Genomic DNA, 16,466 nt, shown 5'->3' with positions numbered 1-16,466 from the left:
GTCTGCCGAGATTGGATAGCTGTAGTATCCATTATCGACCGAGGGTGAAAGGGGTCATCCGTGCGCATCTCCGAACTCGCCTCGCGCGCTCGCGTGCCGCTCCCCACGGTGAAGTACTACCTGCGCGAAGGGCTGCTCATGCCCGGCCGGGTGACCAGCGCGACGCAGGCGCAGTACGACGACCGGCACGTCCGGCGACTCGGTCTCGTCCGCGCCCTCGCCGCCCAGGGTCTTCCGCTCGACAGGATCAAGATGATCGTCGCGCTCGCGGACCATCCGGGAGACGACCTGTTCGAGGCGCTCGGCAAGGCGATCGCCACGCTCCCGCCGTACGTCCACGAAGAACCCGGAAACACCGGCGGCCCTACCCGTGGCGAGGATCCCGAATATCCGCGCGCCAGGCGCGTGCTCGAGCATCTCGGTCAGCTCTACGACCCCCGGTTCGCGGCCGTCGCGCAGCTCGAACACGCGCTCGCGGCGCTCGACGCCGCCGGGCTCCCGATGTCCGGGCGCCGCATCGACGCGTACGGCGAGCACATCCGGGAGATCGCGCGTTTCGAGGTCGGAGCCCTGCCCACGGGCTCCCCGCACGAGACCGTCGAGGCCGCGGTGCTCGGCACCGCACTGTACGAGCCGGTCCTCACGGCGATGCGCCGTCTCGCCCATCAGCACCTTGCGGCGGGACTCTTCGTGCCCCCGCACGAGACCCCGAGTAGAACCACCGGCAAGTCGAACACCGAGGAGAACCCGTGAGCACGGCCCATTCCCATCCTTTCCGCGACCTCGTCACCGTCACCGCGACGGGCCAGAACGCCTGGCAGGCGCATATCGACCCCCTGTGGACCATCGGGCCGAAGGTGCACGGTGGCTGCATGCTCGCGGTGTGTGCCGCCGCTGCACGCCGGGAAATTCTCGCTGCCGGTGCGGATGCGGCCGTGCAACCGCTCGCCGTCAGCGCCTCGTTCGTCTCCGCGCCCGATCCGGGCGAGGTGGACCTCACCACGACCCTGCGCAAGAACGGCCGGCAGGTCGGGGTCGTCGACGTCGAACTCGCGCAGGGAGGCCGGGTGGCGGTCCGTGCGAGCGTGACCCTCGGTGTCCCGGACGGCGGCGAGCCGCTCCACACCGTGCCGCACCGCACGAGTTCGCTGCCCGTGGAGCCGGTCGCGGACGCGGTGGCCGTGACCCCCGACCATCCGATGGGTCGGATCGTCAAGTTCGCCGGGCTCGCGAATCTGCATATCGACGGCTCGACCGCACATTTTCTGTCCGGGACGGAGGGGGAGCCGTCGGTGTCGATGTGGACGCGCCCCCGCCCGGACGACGAGACCGATATCGACACCGCCGTGCTGTTCGCACTCATGGCGGGCGACATCTCCGCACCCGTCACGATGAACCGCGGCATGTTCGGCTGGGCACCCACCGTGCAGCTCACCGCATACCTGCGCCGCGTGCCCGCCCCCGGATGGCTGCGGGTGACGGCGGAGAGCAGCGTGCTGGGCAACAAGTGGTTCGAGGAAGACCACACCGTGGTCGACTCCACGGGCGCAGTCGTCGTGCAGTCGCGTCAGCTGGCGATGATCCCGCGCTGAGGCAGCGCCGCAAGGCGGTGGTTGCCGACACACGACCTGCGATACCGGACGGGCAGCGCGTCGTGGCAGGCTGTCACCTATGACGAGAATTGCTGTGATCGGTGGCGGAAAGATCGGCGAGGCCCTGATCTCCGGACTGCTGCACAACGGCTTCGCGACGAAGGATCTCGTCGTGGCCGAGAAGTACCCGGAACGTGCACAGGAACTGGCCGCGGAGTACTCGATCCGCGTCACCGACAGCACATCCGACGCAGCCGAGGGTGCGGACGTCGTGGTGGTGGCCGTCAAACCCAACGACGTCGACGCGGTGGTCACGGCGTTGTCGTCGGCCGACCTCGACAGCGAGAACGAACAGATTCTGGTCTCCCTCGCTGCCGGTGTCACCACGGCGCGCTACGAGAAGAAGCTTCCGGCGGGCTTCCCCGTCGTCCGGGTGATGCCGAATACGCCGATGCTCGTCGGGCAGGGCGCGAGCGTTCTGGCCGCGGGCCGGCACGCTCGGTCACAGCACCTCGACACCGTCCGGGAACTCCTCTCCACGGTGGGCACCGTGTCGGTGGTGCCGGAAGCGCAGATCGACGCCGTCACCGCTGTCTCGGGTTCGGGCCCCGCCTACTTCTTCCTGGTGGCCGAAGCCATGATCGACGCGGGCGTCGCGGTCGGGCTCACCCGCGCGGTCGCCACCGAACTCGTCGTCCAGACGATGACGGGCTCGGCGGCCATGCTCGCGCAGTCGGGGGAGAACGCCGCGGACCTGCGTGCCGCGGTCACTTCACCGGGCGGGACCACCGCGGCCGCTGTCCGGGAACTCGAACGCGGGGGCGTCCGCAACGCCTTCTACGAGGCGATCGACGCCGCGCGTGCCCGCTCGCAGCAGATCGGCAGTGCGCCCGAACCGGGGCCGGGCACCGCGTAAACCCCTCATTATGGGGTGTACCGGATCGGGAGTCCGGAAAATACCGGTCGTCATCGTCGCACAGGAACCATTCGTCACGCTAAGCTCGAAACAGCACGTGCGTGTCTGTTCCGCCGGAGGGGAAGCCGGCGGCGCGGACGTGCCGGAGGTGTGTAATGGCTACAGGAAACACGCCGTCGAAGGGGCAACAACCCCAAGACGGACAATCGGTTCTCGCCGGTACCCAATTCCTGACGGTCGCCGAAGTGGCGGCGTTGATGCGGGTGTCGAAGATGACCGTCTACAGGCTGGTCCACAGTGGTGAACTACCCGCGGTGCGCGTCGGACGCTCGTTCCGAGTGCATGCGAAGGCGGTTCACGACTACCTGGAGACATCGTATTTCGACGTCGGGTGACGGATCGTCGAAGGCAGTCGCGTCACGGAGCGGACCTCGGTTTCACCAAGGCGTACCCGCCCCGGTACGATTGCTTTTCGTCGTACCGGCGGCCGGTGTCGTGAGGCGCTGAACTCAACGAGGGCCAGCGTCGACATACATCAGGCGTACGTCACCGGCGTGCGTAGGAACGCTATAAGAAACGTGAGGGATGCCCACATGGGTTCTGTGATCAAGAAGCGCCGCAAGCGCATGTCCAAGAAGAAGCACCGCAAGTTGCTCCGTCGCACTCGCGTGCAGCGTCGCAAACTCGGCAAGTAAGTCTCTGAGCTTGCCGATGCCCGCCCCCTTCACGGTGGCGGGCATCGCTTGTATCCGCGTCCGGTCGCCGGGCCGCGGATGGCGGCATCGCCCCGGGTGTAATGCGCGCATGCCGAACGCGCCGTATTGTGGCCGCATACCGTGAGGACCGCGACAGCGTAAGAGCTCGCTGGTGTCACAGGCAGGGGTGGATGTGAGTTCGCAGGGGCGGGAAGCAGAACAATCTCGTGTGGTGCTCGTCACCGGTGCGAGCAGGTTCCTGGGCGGCTACCTCGTCACACGACTGGCGCAGAATCCCGAAATCGAGCGCGTGATCGCCGTCGATACGCAATCCCCCACCAAAGACATGCACCGGCGGATGGGCCGCGCCGAATTCGTCCTCGCCGACATCCGGAACCCGCTCCTCGGCAAAGTTATCCGCAACATGGACGTCGACACGGTCGTGCATGCGTCGGCCGTCGCCAAAGCTCCCAAGTCCGGCAGTCGCGCAGCGATGAAGGACATGAACATCCTCGGCGCCATGCAACTCTTCGCCGTGTGCCAGAAAGCGCCGTCGGTGCGCAAGGTCGTGCTGCGGTCGTCCTCGGTCGTCTACGGCTCGAGCGCCAAGGACCCGGCGAAGTTCACGGAAGAGATGAGCGCCCGCCGCCGGCCCACCGGGCCCTTCGCCCGGGACATGATCGAAATCGAGGGCTACCTGCGCGGCTTGGCCCGCCGCCGCAGCGACATCGCGACGACGATCCTGCGACTTGCCCCGACCGTCGGGAGCCGGTTGCCCGGTTCCGTGTCGACCTATCTGACCTCGCCGCTGGTCCCCAGCGTGCTCGGCCGCGACGCGCGGCTGCAACTTCTCCACGAGGAAGACGCCCTCGGCGCCCTCGAACATGCCGTCGTCGGCAGGGGGCCGTCCGGAACCTACAACATCGCCGGCGACGGCATCGTCATGATGTCGCAGGCCGTCCGCCGGGCGGGTGGCGTGACGGTGCCGATGCCCTACGCGCTGTTCCGCACCGCGGGGCACGCGCTCATGGGTTCGGTGATGAAGTCGTTCACGAAGGAAGAACTCGACTATTTCCACTTCGGTTGTGGCCTCGACACCACGCGCATGCGTACCGAACTGGGCTTCGAGCCGCGATGGACGACGCGGGACGCGCTCGACGACTTCGCGCGGGGCATCGGCCTCACCCGGGTGATGAAGACCGAATGGGTGGACAAAGCCGAGTCGATGGTGCTGTCCGCCCTGGGAGAGCGAACGGAGGTTCGATGACACAGGTTGCCAAGGTGATCCCGCTGCACGCCGGTTCGCGTCGTCCGGCGGGCGGAGGCACGCACCGCACCGTGACGCCGGGTCCTCCCGAGCGGAAGGAGAGCGAGGCGAAGCAGTCCGTCGATACCGGTGGACTGCTCGACGACTTCCGCGATGCCCTCATCGCCCAGGTCATCGGCACGGCCGAATTCGTGCGGCGGCGCATGACCGGCGATTACGAGGTCGACGATTTCGGCTTCGACCCGCATTTCGCCGACAACGTGGTCCAGCCCGTCCTGCGTCCGCTGTTCGAGAAGTGGTTCCGGGTCGAGGTGCGCGGTGCCGAGAACATCCCCACCGACGGGCGCGCGCTCGTCGTCGCCAACCACGCCGGGACGTTGCCTCTCGACGCGCTCATGACCTCGGTCGCGGTGCGGGAACGCGCGGGACGGCCGCTGCGGATGCTCGCCGCCGATCTCGCGTTCGACATGCCGTTGGTCGGGACGGTCGCACGCAAAGCCGGCCACACCCTCGCGTGCCACCCCGACGCCGAACGGCTGCTGCGCGAGGACCAGGTGGTCGCGGTGTTCCCGGAGGGCTACAAGGGTCTCGGGAAACCGTTCAAGGAGCGCTACAAGCTGCAACGGTTCGGCCGCGGCGGATTCGTGTCGGCGGCGCTCAAGACCCACGCCCCGATCGTGCCGTGCTCGATCGTGGGTTCGGAGGAGATCTACCCGAACCTGGCAGACCTGTCGTCCCTCGCGCGGTTGCTGGGCCTGCCGTATTTTCCCGTCACGCCGCTGTTCCCGGCGCTCGGCCCGCTCGGGATCATTCCGCTGCCGTCCAAGTGGTACATCGAATTCGGCACACCGATCAACACCGATGTGTACGACGAAGTGGCAGCCGACGACCCGATGGTGCTGTTCGAGGTCACCGACCACGTTCGGGAAACCATCCAGCAGACGCTCTACAAACTGCTCACGCGCCGCCGCAACGTCTTCCTCGGTTAGAGCTTCCTCCGGCCCGTCGCGGTCGTGCGACTGTCAGTTGCGGTCGCGGCGACGCCCGACCATCACGGCGACCGCACCGCCGGCCGCTCCGAGGCCCAGCGCGGTGGGCACCCCGACCTTCGCGGCTTTGCGGCCCGTCCGGAAATCCCGGATCTCCCATCCCCGCGTCCGCGCGACCTGCCGGAGATCGGGGTCGGGGTTGATCGCCACAGCGGTACCCACCACCGACAGCATCGGCAGGTCGTTGTGGCTGTCGGAGTACGCGGTGCACCGTTTGAGGTTGAGGCCTTCACCGATGGCGAGCGCACGCACGGCGTGCGCCTTGCCGAGACCGTGCAGGATGTCGCCGACGAGCCGGCCGGTGAACCTGCCGTCCTCGGCTTCCGCGACGGTGCCGAGCGCACCGGTCAGACCGAGCCGTTTCGCGATGACATCCGCGAGCTGGACCGGTGTCGCGGTGACCAGCCAGACCTGCTGACCTGCGTCGAGGTGCATCTGCGCGAGCGCGCGGGTGCCGGCCCAGATCTTGTCGGCGATGATCTCGTCGTAGATCTCTTCGCCGAGTTGCCGAAGTTCCTCGGTGGAGCGGCCCTGCACGAACGACAACGCCTTGTCGCGGCCGATGGCGACGTCGTGGGCATTCTCCTTGCCGGTGACGCGGAACTTCACCTGCTGCCACGCGAACTCGAACAGGTCCGACTTCCGGAAGTAGTCGCGCGCGACCAGTCCGCGCGCGAAGTGGATGATCGACGCGCCCTGCACCATGGTGTTGTCGACGTCGAAGAACGCGGCCGCGGTGAGATCGCGAGCCGGTGGTGCGGCGTCGAGATCGGGTTCGGGCTCGGTCCGTGACTCCTGCATCGCGAGAGCGGCATCGGCACTCGCCGCGCCCGCGAGGTTGGCGCGCACCTCTTCTTCGCTCGGGCCGAACTTTCGGGACAGCAGCCGCCGGCCGGGCCTGATGATCCGCGCCCATGTTTCGCCCATGCCCCACACGTAGGGAAACGAACCTGCTGGCACTCGCACCTCCGGTGTCGCGACGGCCGGGCCCTCCCACCCGTCCCTGATCACGGGTGACCCGCGCCCAGCGTAGCCCGTACGCGACGCGCACCCGAGGATGCGCACCCGAGGAGGAACAACGCGGTCGTGAGGGTGTGACCTTCATCTCGACGGGCGATGGCGCAGAGTGGATGCATGACCGATGATCGTTTCCGCGCCCCCGACGCGTCCGCACTCCGTCACGACGTCACGCTTCTGGTCCGTGCCGGGTGCGCCGCGTGCGAGCCGGCGCACCGGCAGCTCGAGCAGCTCTGTGAAGAGTTCGGGCTGCAGGTCACCTGCATCGATGTGGACGAAGCTGCCGCAAGGGATCCCGAATTGCGTGCCGAATTCGGCGACCGTCTGCCCGTCGTCCTGCTGGACGGGCGGGAGCACAGTTATTGGGAGGTGGACGAGGCGCGACTGCGTGCCGATCTGGCCCGCTGAGCGGACCCTCGTCGGCCGTGACGCAGGTGAGAAGCACATTCGGGGGCCTTCGAGCAACTTTGTGCATGGCTTCACAAGCGGTTACCGTGGGGTGAACGAAATCCCCGGATCACCGTGAGGCCAGACGTGTGTCCACAGGCCGGACGAGGAGCCACAACGTGACGCAGTTGCACCCACCGCAGGGCGAGGACGCCCGCGGTACCGCCGACTCCGGCGGGGGTGCCGCTCCCGTTGTCCCGGTGAGGGATATCCCCCAGGCTACTGTGACGCGTCTCGCGACCTATCTGCGGGTCCTCGGAGCGCTCGTCGAAGCGGGCACTCTGATCGTGTCGAGCGAGGAACTCGCGTCCGCCGCCGGGGTCGGTTCGGCCAAACTGCGCAAGGATCTGTCGTTCCTCGGACCGAACGGCGTGCGGGGAGTCGGATACGACGTCCTGCGCCTGCAATCGCGTATCGAAAACGCTCTCGGCCTCGACCGCGGACACCGCGTCGTGCTGGTCGGAGTGGGCAACCTGGGCCGTGCGCTCGCCCGGTACCCGGGGTTCGATCGCCGCGGGTTCACCATGGCGGGCCTGTTCGACGCCGATCCCGCGGTCGTCGGAACCCGCGTCGGCGATCTGATCGTCCGGCATGTCGACGCGCTCGAAGAGGACGCCCGCGAACTCGGTGCCACCATCGCAGTCGTCGCGACTCCCGAAGACGTCGCCCAGCACGTGTGCGACCTGCTGGTGCGGTCGGGCGTCCGGAGCGTGCTGAGCTTCGCCCCGATCGAACTGGATGTGCCCGACCACGTCGAGGTGCGCCGGGTCGACCTCGCCGTGGAGATGCAGGTGCTGTCGTTCAACAGCACCCGCCACGACGAACTCGTCAGAACCGCAGACGGCGCCCGGGCGTCCGGTCTCGCGCGAGTGTCCACGCAGAGTTCCGCTCGGCGAACCCAAACAGGTAAGGCGGGCCCACTGGGTCCGGCCGTGACCAGAAACGGATCGGTGATCGCGCCGTGAGTGTTCTCCTCGTCGGGATTTCGCACCGGAGTGCTCCGGTCTCGATTCTCGAGAAGGTGGCGGTCGCAGATACCGACCGCCCCAAGCTCACCGACAAGATGATGGCGTCCGGCCGCATCTCCGAGGCCATGATCGTCTCGACCTGCAACAGGGTCGAGGTGTACACGGTCGTCGATGCGTTCCACGGCGCCCTGTCGACGGTCGGTGAGTTGCTTGCCGAACATTCGGGGCTCGACCTGGCCGAACTCCAGAAGCACGCCTACGTCCGGTACAGCGAAGCCGCAGCCGAGCACCTGTTCTCCGTGGCCAGCGGACTCGACTCGATGGTGGTCGGCGAACAGCAGATCCTCGGGCAGATCCGCACGGCATACGCGTCGGCCGATGCCCAGCAGGCCGCCGGCCGGACCCTGCACGAACTCGCGCAGCAGGCGCTGCGTGTCGGCAAGCGGGTGCACTCCGAGACCGGGATCGATTCCGCCGGCGCCTCGGTGGTGTCGGTGGCTCTCGACAAGGCCTCGGCATTCCTCGGAGGTGACGGGCTGCGCGGCCGCACCGCCGCGGTGATCGGTGCCGGTGCGATGGGCGGCCTCGCCGTCGCGCACCTCACCCGTTCCGGCGTCGGCACGATCGTGCTGGCCAACCGCACGCGTGAGCGCGCCGAGCGACTTGCCGAGACCGCCCGTGCCAACGGCGTCGAGGCCGACGTCGTTGCGTTCGACGATCTCGCCTCCGCACTGTCGCGCGTCGATGTCGCCGTGACCTGCACCGGCGCAGTCGGAACGGTGGTCACCCTCGCCGACGCGCACCGTGCGCTCGCACAGCCAGGACGCGGCGAGCGTCCCCTGGCGATCTGCGATCTCGGTCTGCCGCGCGACGTGGAACCGGCTGTGGCCGGCCTGCCCGGCGTGACGGTGTTCGACATGGAGTCGCTGCAACGCGATCCTGCCGCCGGTGCCGCGTCCTCCGACGCGGAGGCCGCGCGCGCGATCGTCGCGTCGGAACTGTCGCAGTACCTCACCGCGCAGCGGCTCGCCGAGGTCACCCCCACGGTCACGGCACTGCGTCAGCGCGCGGCCGAGGTCGTCGAAGGCGAACTGATGCGTCTGGAGTCACGCCTGCCCGATCTCGAGGACACGCAGCGTGACGAGGTCGCACGCACCGTCCGGCGAGTGGTGGACAAACTGCTGCACGCGCCGACCGTGCGGGTGAAGCAACTCGCCTCGACCCCCGGCGGCGACCAGTACGCGGAAGCTCTGCGCGAGCTGTTCGAGCTGCGTCCGGGCGCGGTCGACGCGGTCGCCACCCCGACCAAAGAACTTGGGTCGCTGACCGACCCGACCATGGCGACGGACCTGTCCGCCGCACTCGACCCTGCGGTCACCACTGAGCTGCAGGCCCCACGAAAGGACGGCAAGGCATGAGCACCGAAGCCGCTTCGGCAACCCGGATCGACGCACCCGGGCAGCGCCGCACCTTGCGGATCGGCACCCGCGGCAGTGTGCTCGCCACCACCCAAGCCGGAACGGTGCGCGACGCGCTGGTAGCCGCCGGGCATCCCGCGGAACTCGTCATCATCACGACGAAGGGTGACGTCACGCCGGGCCCCGTCCAGCGGATCGGCGTCGGCGTGTTCACCGCCGAACTCCGTGAGGCGCTGCTCAACGGCGAGGTCGACATCGCAGTCCACTCGTACAAGGACCTGCCCACCTTCCAGGACCCGAAACTCGTCGTCGCGGCAGTGCCGCCGCGGGAAGATCCGCGCGACGCGCTCGTCGCCCGCGACGGTCTCGTGCTCGGTGAGCTGCCGTGGGGCTCGAAGGTCGGGACCTCCGCGCCCCGCCGTCGCGCCCAGCTCGCCGCGCTGGGACTGGGCCTCGAGCTCGAGCCGCTGCGCGGCAACATCGACACCCGCATCGGCAAGGTCGACTCCGGCGAACTCGACGCGATCGTGATCGCGCGCGCCGGACTGTCGCGCATCGGCCGGCTCGACCGGGTCACCGAGGCGCTCGAACCGGTACAGATGCTGCCTGCACCGTCGCAGGGGGCTCTCGCGGTGGAGTGCCGCTCCGACGATGCCGAGACGATCGCGCTGGTCGCGCCTCTCGACGACGCCGCCAGTCGCGCCGCTGTGGTCGCGGAGCGGTCGTTGCTCGCCGAACTGGAAGCCGGCTGCACGGCTCCCGTCGGGGCGCTCGCCGAGGTCGTCGAGTCGATCGACGAGGACGGGCGCGTCTTCGAGGAGCTGTCGGTGCGAGGCTGTGCCGCCGCGCTCGACGGTTCGGACGTGCTGCGCGCGAGCGCGGTCGGCGCCCCCGAGCGTGCCGAGGAACTCGGCCGTGCGGTGGCCCGCGAACTGCTCGAACTCGGTGCCCGGGGCCTGATGACCGCCGACGGCATACTGCCCGAACAGGCCACGGCGGATGATTGACGTGGCCGAGTTGTTCCCCCTTTTTTCCCTTACCGCAGATTTGACCGCACTGGAGAATGACCGATGAGCCGAGTCCGTAAGAACACTCCCGGACGGATCCTGTTCGTGGGATCTGGACCGGGCGATCCGGCACTGCTCACCGTGCGCGCGCACGACGTGCTCACGGGTGCCACCATCGCTTTCACCGACCCCGATGTCGACAAGGGCGTCGTTGCGCTCGTCGGGACCGATCACGGCACCGACCCCGAGACGGGGGAGCCCGTCGCCGAGGTCCGGCCCGCCCTGGGCGAGCCCGCCGAGGTGGCGAAGACGCTCGTCGCGGAAGCCAAGGCCGGACGCGACGTCGTGCGCCTGGTCGCAGGCGATCCGCTCACGACCGACTCGGTAATCGCCGAGGTCAATGCCGTCGCCCGCACGCAGGTCGTCTTCGAGGTTCTGCCGGGCCTGCCCGCCGGATCGTCGGTGCCGAGCTACGCGGGCATGGCCCTCGGCTCGTGTCACACCGAGGTCGACGTGCGCGGCGAGGTCGACTGGGCCGCGCTGGCCGCGGCTCCGGGCCCGCTCGTCCTGCACGCCACGTCGGGGCATCTGGCCGAGACCGCGAGCGCACTCGTCGAGCACGGACTCGCGCCCCAGACTCCCGCTGCGATCACGGTGCGCGGCACCACGCGTCAGCAGCGCACCGTCGAAGCGACCCTCGCGACGCTCAACGACGCGGGTTCCGAACTCGTCGGCTCGCTCGTCGTGACGGTCGGCAAGGTGGTCGCTCAGCGCAACAAGATGTCGTGGTGGGAGTCGCGCGCCCTGTACGGCTGGACCGTGCTGGTGCCCCGCACCAAGGAACAGGCCGGGGAGATGAGCGATCGTCTCGTCACCCACGGCGCCATTCCGATGGAGGTGCCGACGATCGCGGTCGAGCCGCCGCGCAGCCCGGCGCAGATGGAACGCGCGGTCAAGGGTCTCGTCGACGGCCGCTACCAGTGGGTGGTGTTCACCTCCACCAACGCGGTGCGCGCCGTGTGGGAGAAGTTCGAGGCGTTCGGTCTCGACGCTCGTGCGTTCTCGGGCGTGAAGATCGCATGTGTCGGTCAGGCCACCGCCGACAAGGTGCGCTCGTTCGGCATCATCCCCGAACTGGTTCCGAGCGGAGAGCAGTCCAGCGAAGGCCTGCTCGCGGAGTTCGCGCCGTACGACGACGTGTTCGATCCCGTCAACCGGGTTCTGTTGCCCCGGGCCGACATCGCGACCGAGACACTCGCCGAGGGTCTGCGTGAACGCGGCTGGGAGATCGACGACGTCACGGCCTACCGGACCGTCCGGGCGGCGCCGCCGCCGGCGTCGACCCGCGAGATGATCAAGACCGGCGGGTTCGACGCGGTGTGCTTCACCTCGTCGTCCACGGTCCGCAACCTCGTGGGTATTGCCGGAAAGCCGCACGCGCGCACCATCGTCGCGTGCATCGGACCGAAGACGGCCGAGACCGCGATCGAGTTCGGCCTGCGCGTGGACGTGCAGCCCGAGACCGCTCAGGTGGGACCGCTCGTCGAGGCCCTGGCCGAGCACGCGGCCCGCTTGCGCGCCGAAGGTGCGCTGCCTCCGCCGCGGAAGAAGTCCCGCGCCCGCCGCTGATCCCCGTACGGCGTGGTGTCTCTCCTGGAAGGTGATGTAGTCCGAATGTTTCCCGAGATTCGTCCGCGCCGGTTGCGCAGTACGCCGGCGATGCGTCGGCTGGTTGCCGAAACCGCCCTCGAACCGCGGCATCTCGTGTTGCCGATGTTCGTTGCCGACGGAATATCGGAGCCACGCGAGATCACGTCGATGCCGGGTGTGTACCAGCACACCGGCGAGTCGCTGATCGCCGCGGCGTCCGCCGCGGTCGAGGCGGGTGTCGGCGGGCTGATGATCTTCGGCGTGCCTCGCGCCGAAGACAAGGACGCCCGAGGTTCGGGTGCGACCGACGAGAACGGCGTCCTCAATCGCGCTCTCAGGTCGCTGCGCAGCGAACTCGGCGACTCGACGGTGCTGATGGCCGACACGTGCCTCGACGAGTTCACCGACCACGGGCATTGCGGAGTGCTCACCGACTCGGGTGTCGTCGACAACGACGCGACGCTCGAGCGGTACGCCGACATGGCCGTGATCCAGGCGGAGTCGGGCGCTCATCTGCTCGGGCCGAGCGGGATGATGGACGGCCAGGTCGCGGCGATCCGCGCGGCGCTCGACGACGCGGGCTACACGGACGTGGGCCAGCTCGCCTACGCCGCGAAGTACGCGTCCGCGTTCTACGGCCCGTTCCGCGAGGCCGTCGGCTCGTCCCTCGACGGCGATCGCCGGACCTACCAGCAGGACCCGGCGAATCGTCGCGAGTCGCTGCACGAGGTGGATCTCGACCTCGCCGAAGGCGCCGACATGGTCATGGTCAAGCCGGCGATGTCGTACCTCGACGTGCTCCGGGAAGTCGCGGACCGGTCGCCGGTGCCGGTGGCCGCCTACCAGATCTCGGGTGAGTATTCGATGATCTCCGCGGCGGCCGCGAACGGCTGGATCGACCGCGACGCCGCGATCCTCGAATCGTTGATCGGCATCCGGCGGGCGGGTGCGGACATCGTGCTCACCTACTGGGCCGCAGAGGTCGCGGGCCGGCTGTCGTGAGCTTTCCCGTACCCCCGCCGGTGTCCGCCGCGCCGTCCGAGCGGCCCGTACCCGCGGATGTCACAACGGCGTACCAACTGTGGTGTGGGGTACTCGGCCTCGCTGTCGTGACACTCGTCGCGAGCCTGGTCGACATGGTGGCCAGGCGTACCGAACTGGTCGATCTCATGACCGAGATGGCCCAGGATCCGGCGTTCGAGGGCGTCACGAGCGAGCAGTTGGAGTCCGCGGTGCCGGTGGTGGTCGGGCTCACCGCCGCGCTCGGTCTGGCACTCATCGGTGTCCTGTACCTCGTGGTCAGGCAGTTGCGGCGTGGCAAGAACTGGGCCCGAATGCTGCTGACCCTGCTCGGGGTGTTCATGTCCCTGTCGACCCTGCCGACAGTGTTCGGTGTGGGGGTCGGCGGCGGCACCCTCGGCTGGATACTCGGTTTCGTGGGCATCGTGCAAGCGGTGCTCACGGTGGGTGCCATCGTTCTGATGCACCGGAAGGACTCGAACCGGTACTTCCTCCGGCTTCCACAGGATTAGAGCGCGTCACCGGGTTCAGATCCGCGTGCGGGGATAGTACGGTGAGCGCTGGCATCCACGGCCGGAGACGGCCGTTCCCGTCGACCTCGAGGACGTCATGCAGGTGGAACCGAGGCCCTATGGGCGTCGTCGCGAACTGGTCCTGATCGCCCTTATCGCCGTGCTCGGCCTGGTGACCACGCTGCTGATCGTGATACCCGGAGCACTCACCGCTTGAGCGGCACATCTCCCACCGGCGATATCACCGTGCCGCTGTTCCACGAACCGGGTGGCCGCCGGCGCACGGTGGCCTACGGTCCGGTGCTGTGCGCGGTGGGGCTCGTCGTCGAGATCGCGACCGGGCCGGTCGTCCACTGGATCGCGCTGCCGGTGATCGCGCTCCTGCTTGCCGGATTCGTCTATCCGATGGTCGTCGCTGCCCGGCGGCACGTGAGTGTCGAGCTCACTCCGAGCGTGCTGCGCCAGGGCACCGAAGAACTGCCGGTGGACGACATCGAGGCGGTGCTGCCGCCGTCGGCCGACCCGTGGAAGCCGGATCGGTGGGAATCGGCCCGCACCCTCGGCGAACTCTCGGGCGTGCCCCGGGGCCGCACCGCGGTCGGGCTGCGCCTGCGCGGCGGCGCACTTGTCCGGGCCTGGGCGAAGGACGCGGACGGACTGCGGGCGCGACTCGAGGAACTCGTTCGTGCCGCAGGTACCCCCTAGGGGTATATTTGCGGGCGTCCCCCCGAGAAAGGAACACACCACCATGCAGACCACGTACCGCGTCGAGGGCATGACCTGCGGGCACTGCGTCGCCGCCGTGGAAGAAGAAGTCGGCGCGCTCGACGGAGTGACCGCCGCGAAGGCCGACCTCGAGACCGGACAGCTCGTCGTCGACAGCGGCAGCGAACCGGATAGAGCTGCGGTCGCCGCCGCCGTCGACGAAGCGGGTTACGCGCTCGCGCCCTGAAGCGGAGCGACCGCGCCTTCCCGGTCGAGCATCGCCGAGCCGAGCAGGTACTCCGGCACGCCGAGACCTTCGGCGAGCGTCAGGGCATACGGACGCAGGGTGCGGCAACGCTCGTTGATGCCGCGCCCCACGGCCTTGGCGCGCTCCACCGACAGCTGCCGATGCTCCATGAACCAGGCCTTGTCGCCGTCGATCACGGTGAGCGCGTAGAGGTCGCACAGCTCCGAGAGCAGGCCGCACGCCGTTTCGTCCTTGCAGTCGTCGATCGCCGCGACGAACGCTTCCAGCACCACGCGGTCGATATGCGCTTCGGCGGCGTGCAGCACATGGTCCTGCACGAAGTTGAACGCGTCGAACGCGTTCTCCTCGCGGTTCATGGCCGCTTGGAGGCGTCGCGCCGCCGTCGAGATCAGATACTGCTCGCGGTCCTCGAACATCGTCAGCTGCGTACCGCGGTTGAAGAGGCTGCCGTCCTCCTCGTTGTCCTGCCGGGTGTCGAGGAAGGTCTGGATGATCTGCTGCGCAGCGGTCCGCTTCTTCACGACATCGGAGATCGTCGTCGCGGCGAAGCGCATCCAATCCACCGGGCTCATGCCCTGCACCTCGTCGGCGTAGGAGGTGAGCAGTTCCTTCGCCACGAGCTGGGTGAGCACATGGTTGTCACCCTCGAACGTCGTGAACACGTCCACGTCGGCGCGCAGAGCGGTGAGCCGGTTCTCCGCCATGTAGCCCGCGCCGCCGCACGCTTCCCGGCACTCCTGGATGGCTCGTGACGCGTGCCAGGTGTGGGCCACCTTCAGGCCTGCGGCACGACCCTCGAGTTCGCGCTGCTCCTGGGGATCGAGGTCCTCCAGCGACATGGACTGGAGACGGTTCATGGTGCTGAGCAACTCGTTCTGCGCGAATCCCAGTGCATATGACCGCGCGATGAGCGGGAGCAGACGGCGCTGGTGGACGAGGTAGTCCATGATCGGCACCTCCGCCTCGCGGCCCGGCGCGTCGAACTGCCGGCGCTTCTCCGCGTACTGCGTGGCGATGGTCAGTGCGACCCGCGCCGCGGCGCCCGCGGACCCACCGACCGTGATGCGGCCGCGCACCAGCGTGCCGACCATCGTGAAGAACCGGCGGCTCGGATTGTCGATGTCGGACACGTACGTGCCGTCCGGTTCGACATCCGAGTACTTGTTGAGCAGGTTCTCGCGGGGGATCCGCACCGAGTCGAACATGATCCGGCCGTTGTCGACGCCGGGCAGTCCGCCCTTGTGACCGCAGTCCGAGGTGGTCACCCCGGGCAGGTCGTTGCCGTCCTCGTCGCGGATGGGAACGACGAAGCAGTGCACGCCGTGCGACTCGCCGCCGGTGACCAACTGTGCGAACACCGCCGCGACCTTTGCGTGCTGCGCCGCACCGCCGATGTAGTCCTTCCGGGACGACGGAGTGGGCGAGTGGACGACGAATTCCTGGGTTGCCGGGTCGTACGTGGCGGTGGTCTCCAGCGCCTGGACATCGCTGCCGTGCCCGGTTTCCGTCATCGCGAAGCATCCGAGCAGATCGAGGTCGATGAGCGGCCGGATGTACTCCTTGTGGTGACGCTCGGTCCCGAGGTTCTCGATCGCGCCGCCGAACAGTCCCCACTGCACCCCGGCTTTGACCATCAGCGACAGATCAGACATCGCGAGCATCTCGATCGACGCCACCGCCCCGCCGGGGTCGCCGGTCCCGCCCGACTCGACGGAGAAACCGGACGCCGCGTAGCCGCGCTCCGCGAGGATCTTCATCTGCTTCAGGGTGATCGCGCGGGCCTCCTCGAGGTCCGGCGTGTAATGCGGCGCGAACGCGGGGTCGGCCAGATCGGTGCGGGCGCGGTGGCGGGCGTCGTGCCACGCGCCGTCGAGTGCGGTGCGGAGGTGTTCGGCTGTGGTCGGCATGGCTCGACCATAAGGTGATCCGCCCCGG

Annotated in this window: 18 protein-coding genes; 16 read left to right on the top strand and 2 right to left on the bottom strand. The window is 68.5% G+C overall.

Annotated elements, in window-relative coordinates:
- Positions 1 to 60 precede the first annotated feature (60 nt).
- The 7 genes from HF886_RS00730 (at position 61) to HF886_RS00700 (ending at position 5,459) form a co-directional block, all read left to right on the top strand.
- Positions 61 to 753: a MerR family transcriptional regulator gene (locus HF886_RS00730; protein ID WP_169619408.1), complete on the top strand. Its 693-nt coding sequence runs from the start codon at positions 61 to 63 to the stop codon at positions 751 to 753.
- Positions 750 to 1,592, top strand: coding sequence for a thioesterase family protein (locus HF886_RS00725; protein ID WP_169619410.1), 843 nt, complete (start codon positions 750 to 752; stop codon positions 1,590 to 1,592). The genes HF886_RS00730 and HF886_RS00725 overlap by 4 nt, the downstream gene beginning before the upstream one ends.
- A gap of 79 nt (positions 1,593 to 1,671) precedes the next feature.
- Complete coding sequence (proC, locus tag HF886_RS00720) at positions 1,672 to 2,508, top strand: pyrroline-5-carboxylate reductase (RefSeq protein WP_169651274.1); 837 nt, start codon at positions 1,672 to 1,674, stop codon at positions 2,506 to 2,508.
- Between the two features lie 155 nt (positions 2,509 to 2,663).
- Positions 2,664 to 2,903 carry a helix-turn-helix domain-containing protein gene (locus HF886_RS00715; protein WP_169619414.1) on the top strand — a complete coding sequence of 80 codons (240 nt, stop codon included), beginning with the start codon at positions 2,664 to 2,666 and terminating at the stop codon, positions 2,901 to 2,903.
- Positions 2,904 to 3,101: 198 nt separating this feature from the next.
- Complete coding sequence (locus tag HF886_RS00710; protein ID WP_003402602.1) at positions 3,102 to 3,203, top strand: AURKAIP1/COX24 domain-containing protein; 102 nt, start codon at positions 3,102 to 3,104, stop codon at positions 3,201 to 3,203.
- Between the two features lie 232 nt (positions 3,204 to 3,435).
- On the top strand, positions 3,436 to 4,470 hold the full coding sequence (locus HF886_RS00705) for an NAD-dependent epimerase/dehydratase family protein (RefSeq protein ID WP_169619613.1): 1,035 nt from the start codon (positions 3,436 to 3,438) through the stop codon (positions 4,468 to 4,470).
- On the top strand, positions 4,467 to 5,459 hold the full coding sequence (locus HF886_RS00700; protein WP_169619416.1) for a lysophospholipid acyltransferase family protein: 993 nt from the start codon (positions 4,467 to 4,469) through the stop codon (positions 5,457 to 5,459). Before HF886_RS00705 ends, HF886_RS00700 begins: the two co-directional genes overlap by 4 nt.
- 33 nt (positions 5,460 to 5,492) lie before the next feature.
- On the opposite strand, the gene HF886_RS00695 is transcribed toward HF886_RS00700, so the two are convergent.
- Positions 5,493 to 6,446 carry an HAD-IB family hydrolase gene (locus HF886_RS00695; RefSeq protein ID WP_169619614.1) on the bottom strand — a complete coding sequence of 318 codons (954 nt, stop codon included), beginning with the start codon at positions 6,444 to 6,446 and terminating at the stop codon, positions 5,493 to 5,495.
- A gap of 207 nt (positions 6,447 to 6,653) precedes the next feature.
- Here HF886_RS00695 and HF886_RS00690 point away from each other — a divergent pair, with 207 nt between their 5' ends.
- The 9 genes from HF886_RS00690 to HF886_RS00650 all read left to right on the top strand — a co-directional run bounded on the left by HF886_RS00690 (position 6,654) and on the right by HF886_RS00650 (position 14,510).
- On the top strand, positions 6,654 to 6,944 hold the full coding sequence (locus HF886_RS00690) for a glutaredoxin family protein (protein ID WP_169619418.1): 291 nt from the start codon (positions 6,654 to 6,656) through the stop codon (positions 6,942 to 6,944).
- Between the two features lie 158 nt (positions 6,945 to 7,102).
- A complete protein-coding gene (locus HF886_RS00685; RefSeq protein ID WP_169651273.1) occupies positions 7,103 to 7,948 on the top strand; it encodes a redox-sensing transcriptional repressor Rex in 846 nt (281 codons plus the stop codon).
- Complete coding sequence (locus HF886_RS00680) at positions 7,945 to 9,369, top strand: glutamyl-tRNA reductase (protein ID WP_169619422.1); 1,425 nt, start codon at positions 7,945 to 7,947, stop codon at positions 9,367 to 9,369. Before HF886_RS00685 ends, HF886_RS00680 begins: the two co-directional genes overlap by 4 nt.
- On the top strand, positions 9,366 to 10,376 hold the full coding sequence (gene hemC, locus HF886_RS00675; RefSeq protein WP_169619424.1) for a hydroxymethylbilane synthase: 1,011 nt from the start codon (positions 9,366 to 9,368) through the stop codon (positions 10,374 to 10,376). Before HF886_RS00680 ends, hemC begins: the two co-directional genes overlap by 4 nt.
- A gap of 63 nt (positions 10,377 to 10,439) precedes the next feature.
- A complete protein-coding gene (locus tag HF886_RS00670; RefSeq protein ID WP_169619426.1) occupies positions 10,440 to 12,005 on the top strand; it encodes a bifunctional uroporphyrinogen-III C-methyltransferase/uroporphyrinogen-III synthase in 1,566 nt (521 codons plus the stop codon).
- Between the two features lie 45 nt (positions 12,006 to 12,050).
- A complete protein-coding gene (gene hemB, locus HF886_RS00665; RefSeq protein WP_169651272.1) occupies positions 12,051 to 13,028 on the top strand; it encodes a porphobilinogen synthase in 978 nt (325 codons plus the stop codon).
- On the top strand, positions 13,025 to 13,558 hold the full coding sequence (locus HF886_RS00660; RefSeq protein WP_346765035.1) for a hypothetical protein: 534 nt from the start codon (positions 13,025 to 13,027) through the stop codon (positions 13,556 to 13,558). Before hemB ends, HF886_RS00660 begins: the two co-directional genes overlap by 4 nt.
- A gap of 240 nt (positions 13,559 to 13,798) precedes the next feature.
- Complete coding sequence (locus HF886_RS00655) at positions 13,799 to 14,263, top strand: hypothetical protein (protein ID WP_169619616.1); 465 nt, start codon at positions 13,799 to 13,801, stop codon at positions 14,261 to 14,263.
- 43 nt (positions 14,264 to 14,306) lie between these two features.
- Positions 14,307 to 14,510: a cation transporter gene (locus HF886_RS00650; protein WP_169619430.1), complete on the top strand. Its 204-nt coding sequence runs from the start codon at positions 14,307 to 14,309 to the stop codon at positions 14,508 to 14,510.
- On the opposite strand, the gene HF886_RS00645 is transcribed toward HF886_RS00650, so the two are convergent.
- Complete coding sequence (locus tag HF886_RS00645; RefSeq protein WP_169651271.1) at positions 14,492 to 16,438, bottom strand: acyl-CoA dehydrogenase; 1,947 nt, start codon at positions 16,436 to 16,438, stop codon at positions 14,492 to 14,494. The two genes, HF886_RS00650 and HF886_RS00645, sit on opposite strands and share 19 nt — an antisense overlap.
- Positions 16,439 to 16,466 lie beyond the last annotated feature (28 nt).

This window comes from Rhodococcus sp. 105337 (assembly GCF_012844225.1).
Taxonomy (GTDB): Bacteria; Actinomycetota; Actinomycetes; order Mycobacteriales; family Mycobacteriaceae; genus Rhodococcus.
Note: the sequence above shows the minus strand (reverse complement) of the source record. Positions and strands in the feature narration are given on the sequence as shown.

Coding starts and splice junctions, on each gene's coding strand:
- proC (WP_169651274.1), top strand. CDS start 1,672: ATGACGAGAATTGCTGTGATCGGTGGCGGAAAGATCGGCGAGGCCCTG.
- HF886_RS00670 (WP_169619426.1), top strand. CDS start 10,440: ATGAGCCGAGTCCGTAAGAACACTCCCGGACGGATCCTGTTCGTGGGA.
- HF886_RS00690 (WP_169619418.1), top strand. CDS start 6,654: ATGACCGATGATCGTTTCCGCGCCCCCGACGCGTCCGCACTCCGTCAC.
- HF886_RS00715 (WP_169619414.1), top strand. CDS start 2,664: ATGGCTACAGGAAACACGCCGTCGAAGGGGCAACAACCCCAAGACGGA.
- hemC (WP_169619424.1), top strand. CDS start 9,366: ATGAGCACCGAAGCCGCTTCGGCAACCCGGATCGACGCACCCGGGCAG.
- HF886_RS00650 (WP_169619430.1), top strand. CDS start 14,307: ATGCAGACCACGTACCGCGTCGAGGGCATGACCTGCGGGCACTGCGTC.
- HF886_RS00710 (WP_003402602.1), top strand. CDS start 3,102: ATGGGTTCTGTGATCAAGAAGCGCCGCAAGCGCATGTCCAAGAAGAAG.
- HF886_RS00700 (WP_169619416.1), top strand. CDS start 4,467: ATGACACAGGTTGCCAAGGTGATCCCGCTGCACGCCGGTTCGCGTCGT.
- hemB (WP_169651272.1), top strand. CDS start 12,051: ATGTTTCCCGAGATTCGTCCGCGCCGGTTGCGCAGTACGCCGGCGATG.
- HF886_RS00645 (WP_169651271.1), bottom strand. CDS start 16,438: ATGCCGACCACAGCCGAACACCTCCGCACCGCACTCGACGGCGCGTGG.
- HF886_RS00695 (WP_169619614.1), bottom strand. CDS start 6,446: ATGGGCGAAACATGGGCGCGGATCATCAGGCCCGGCCGGCGGCTGCTG.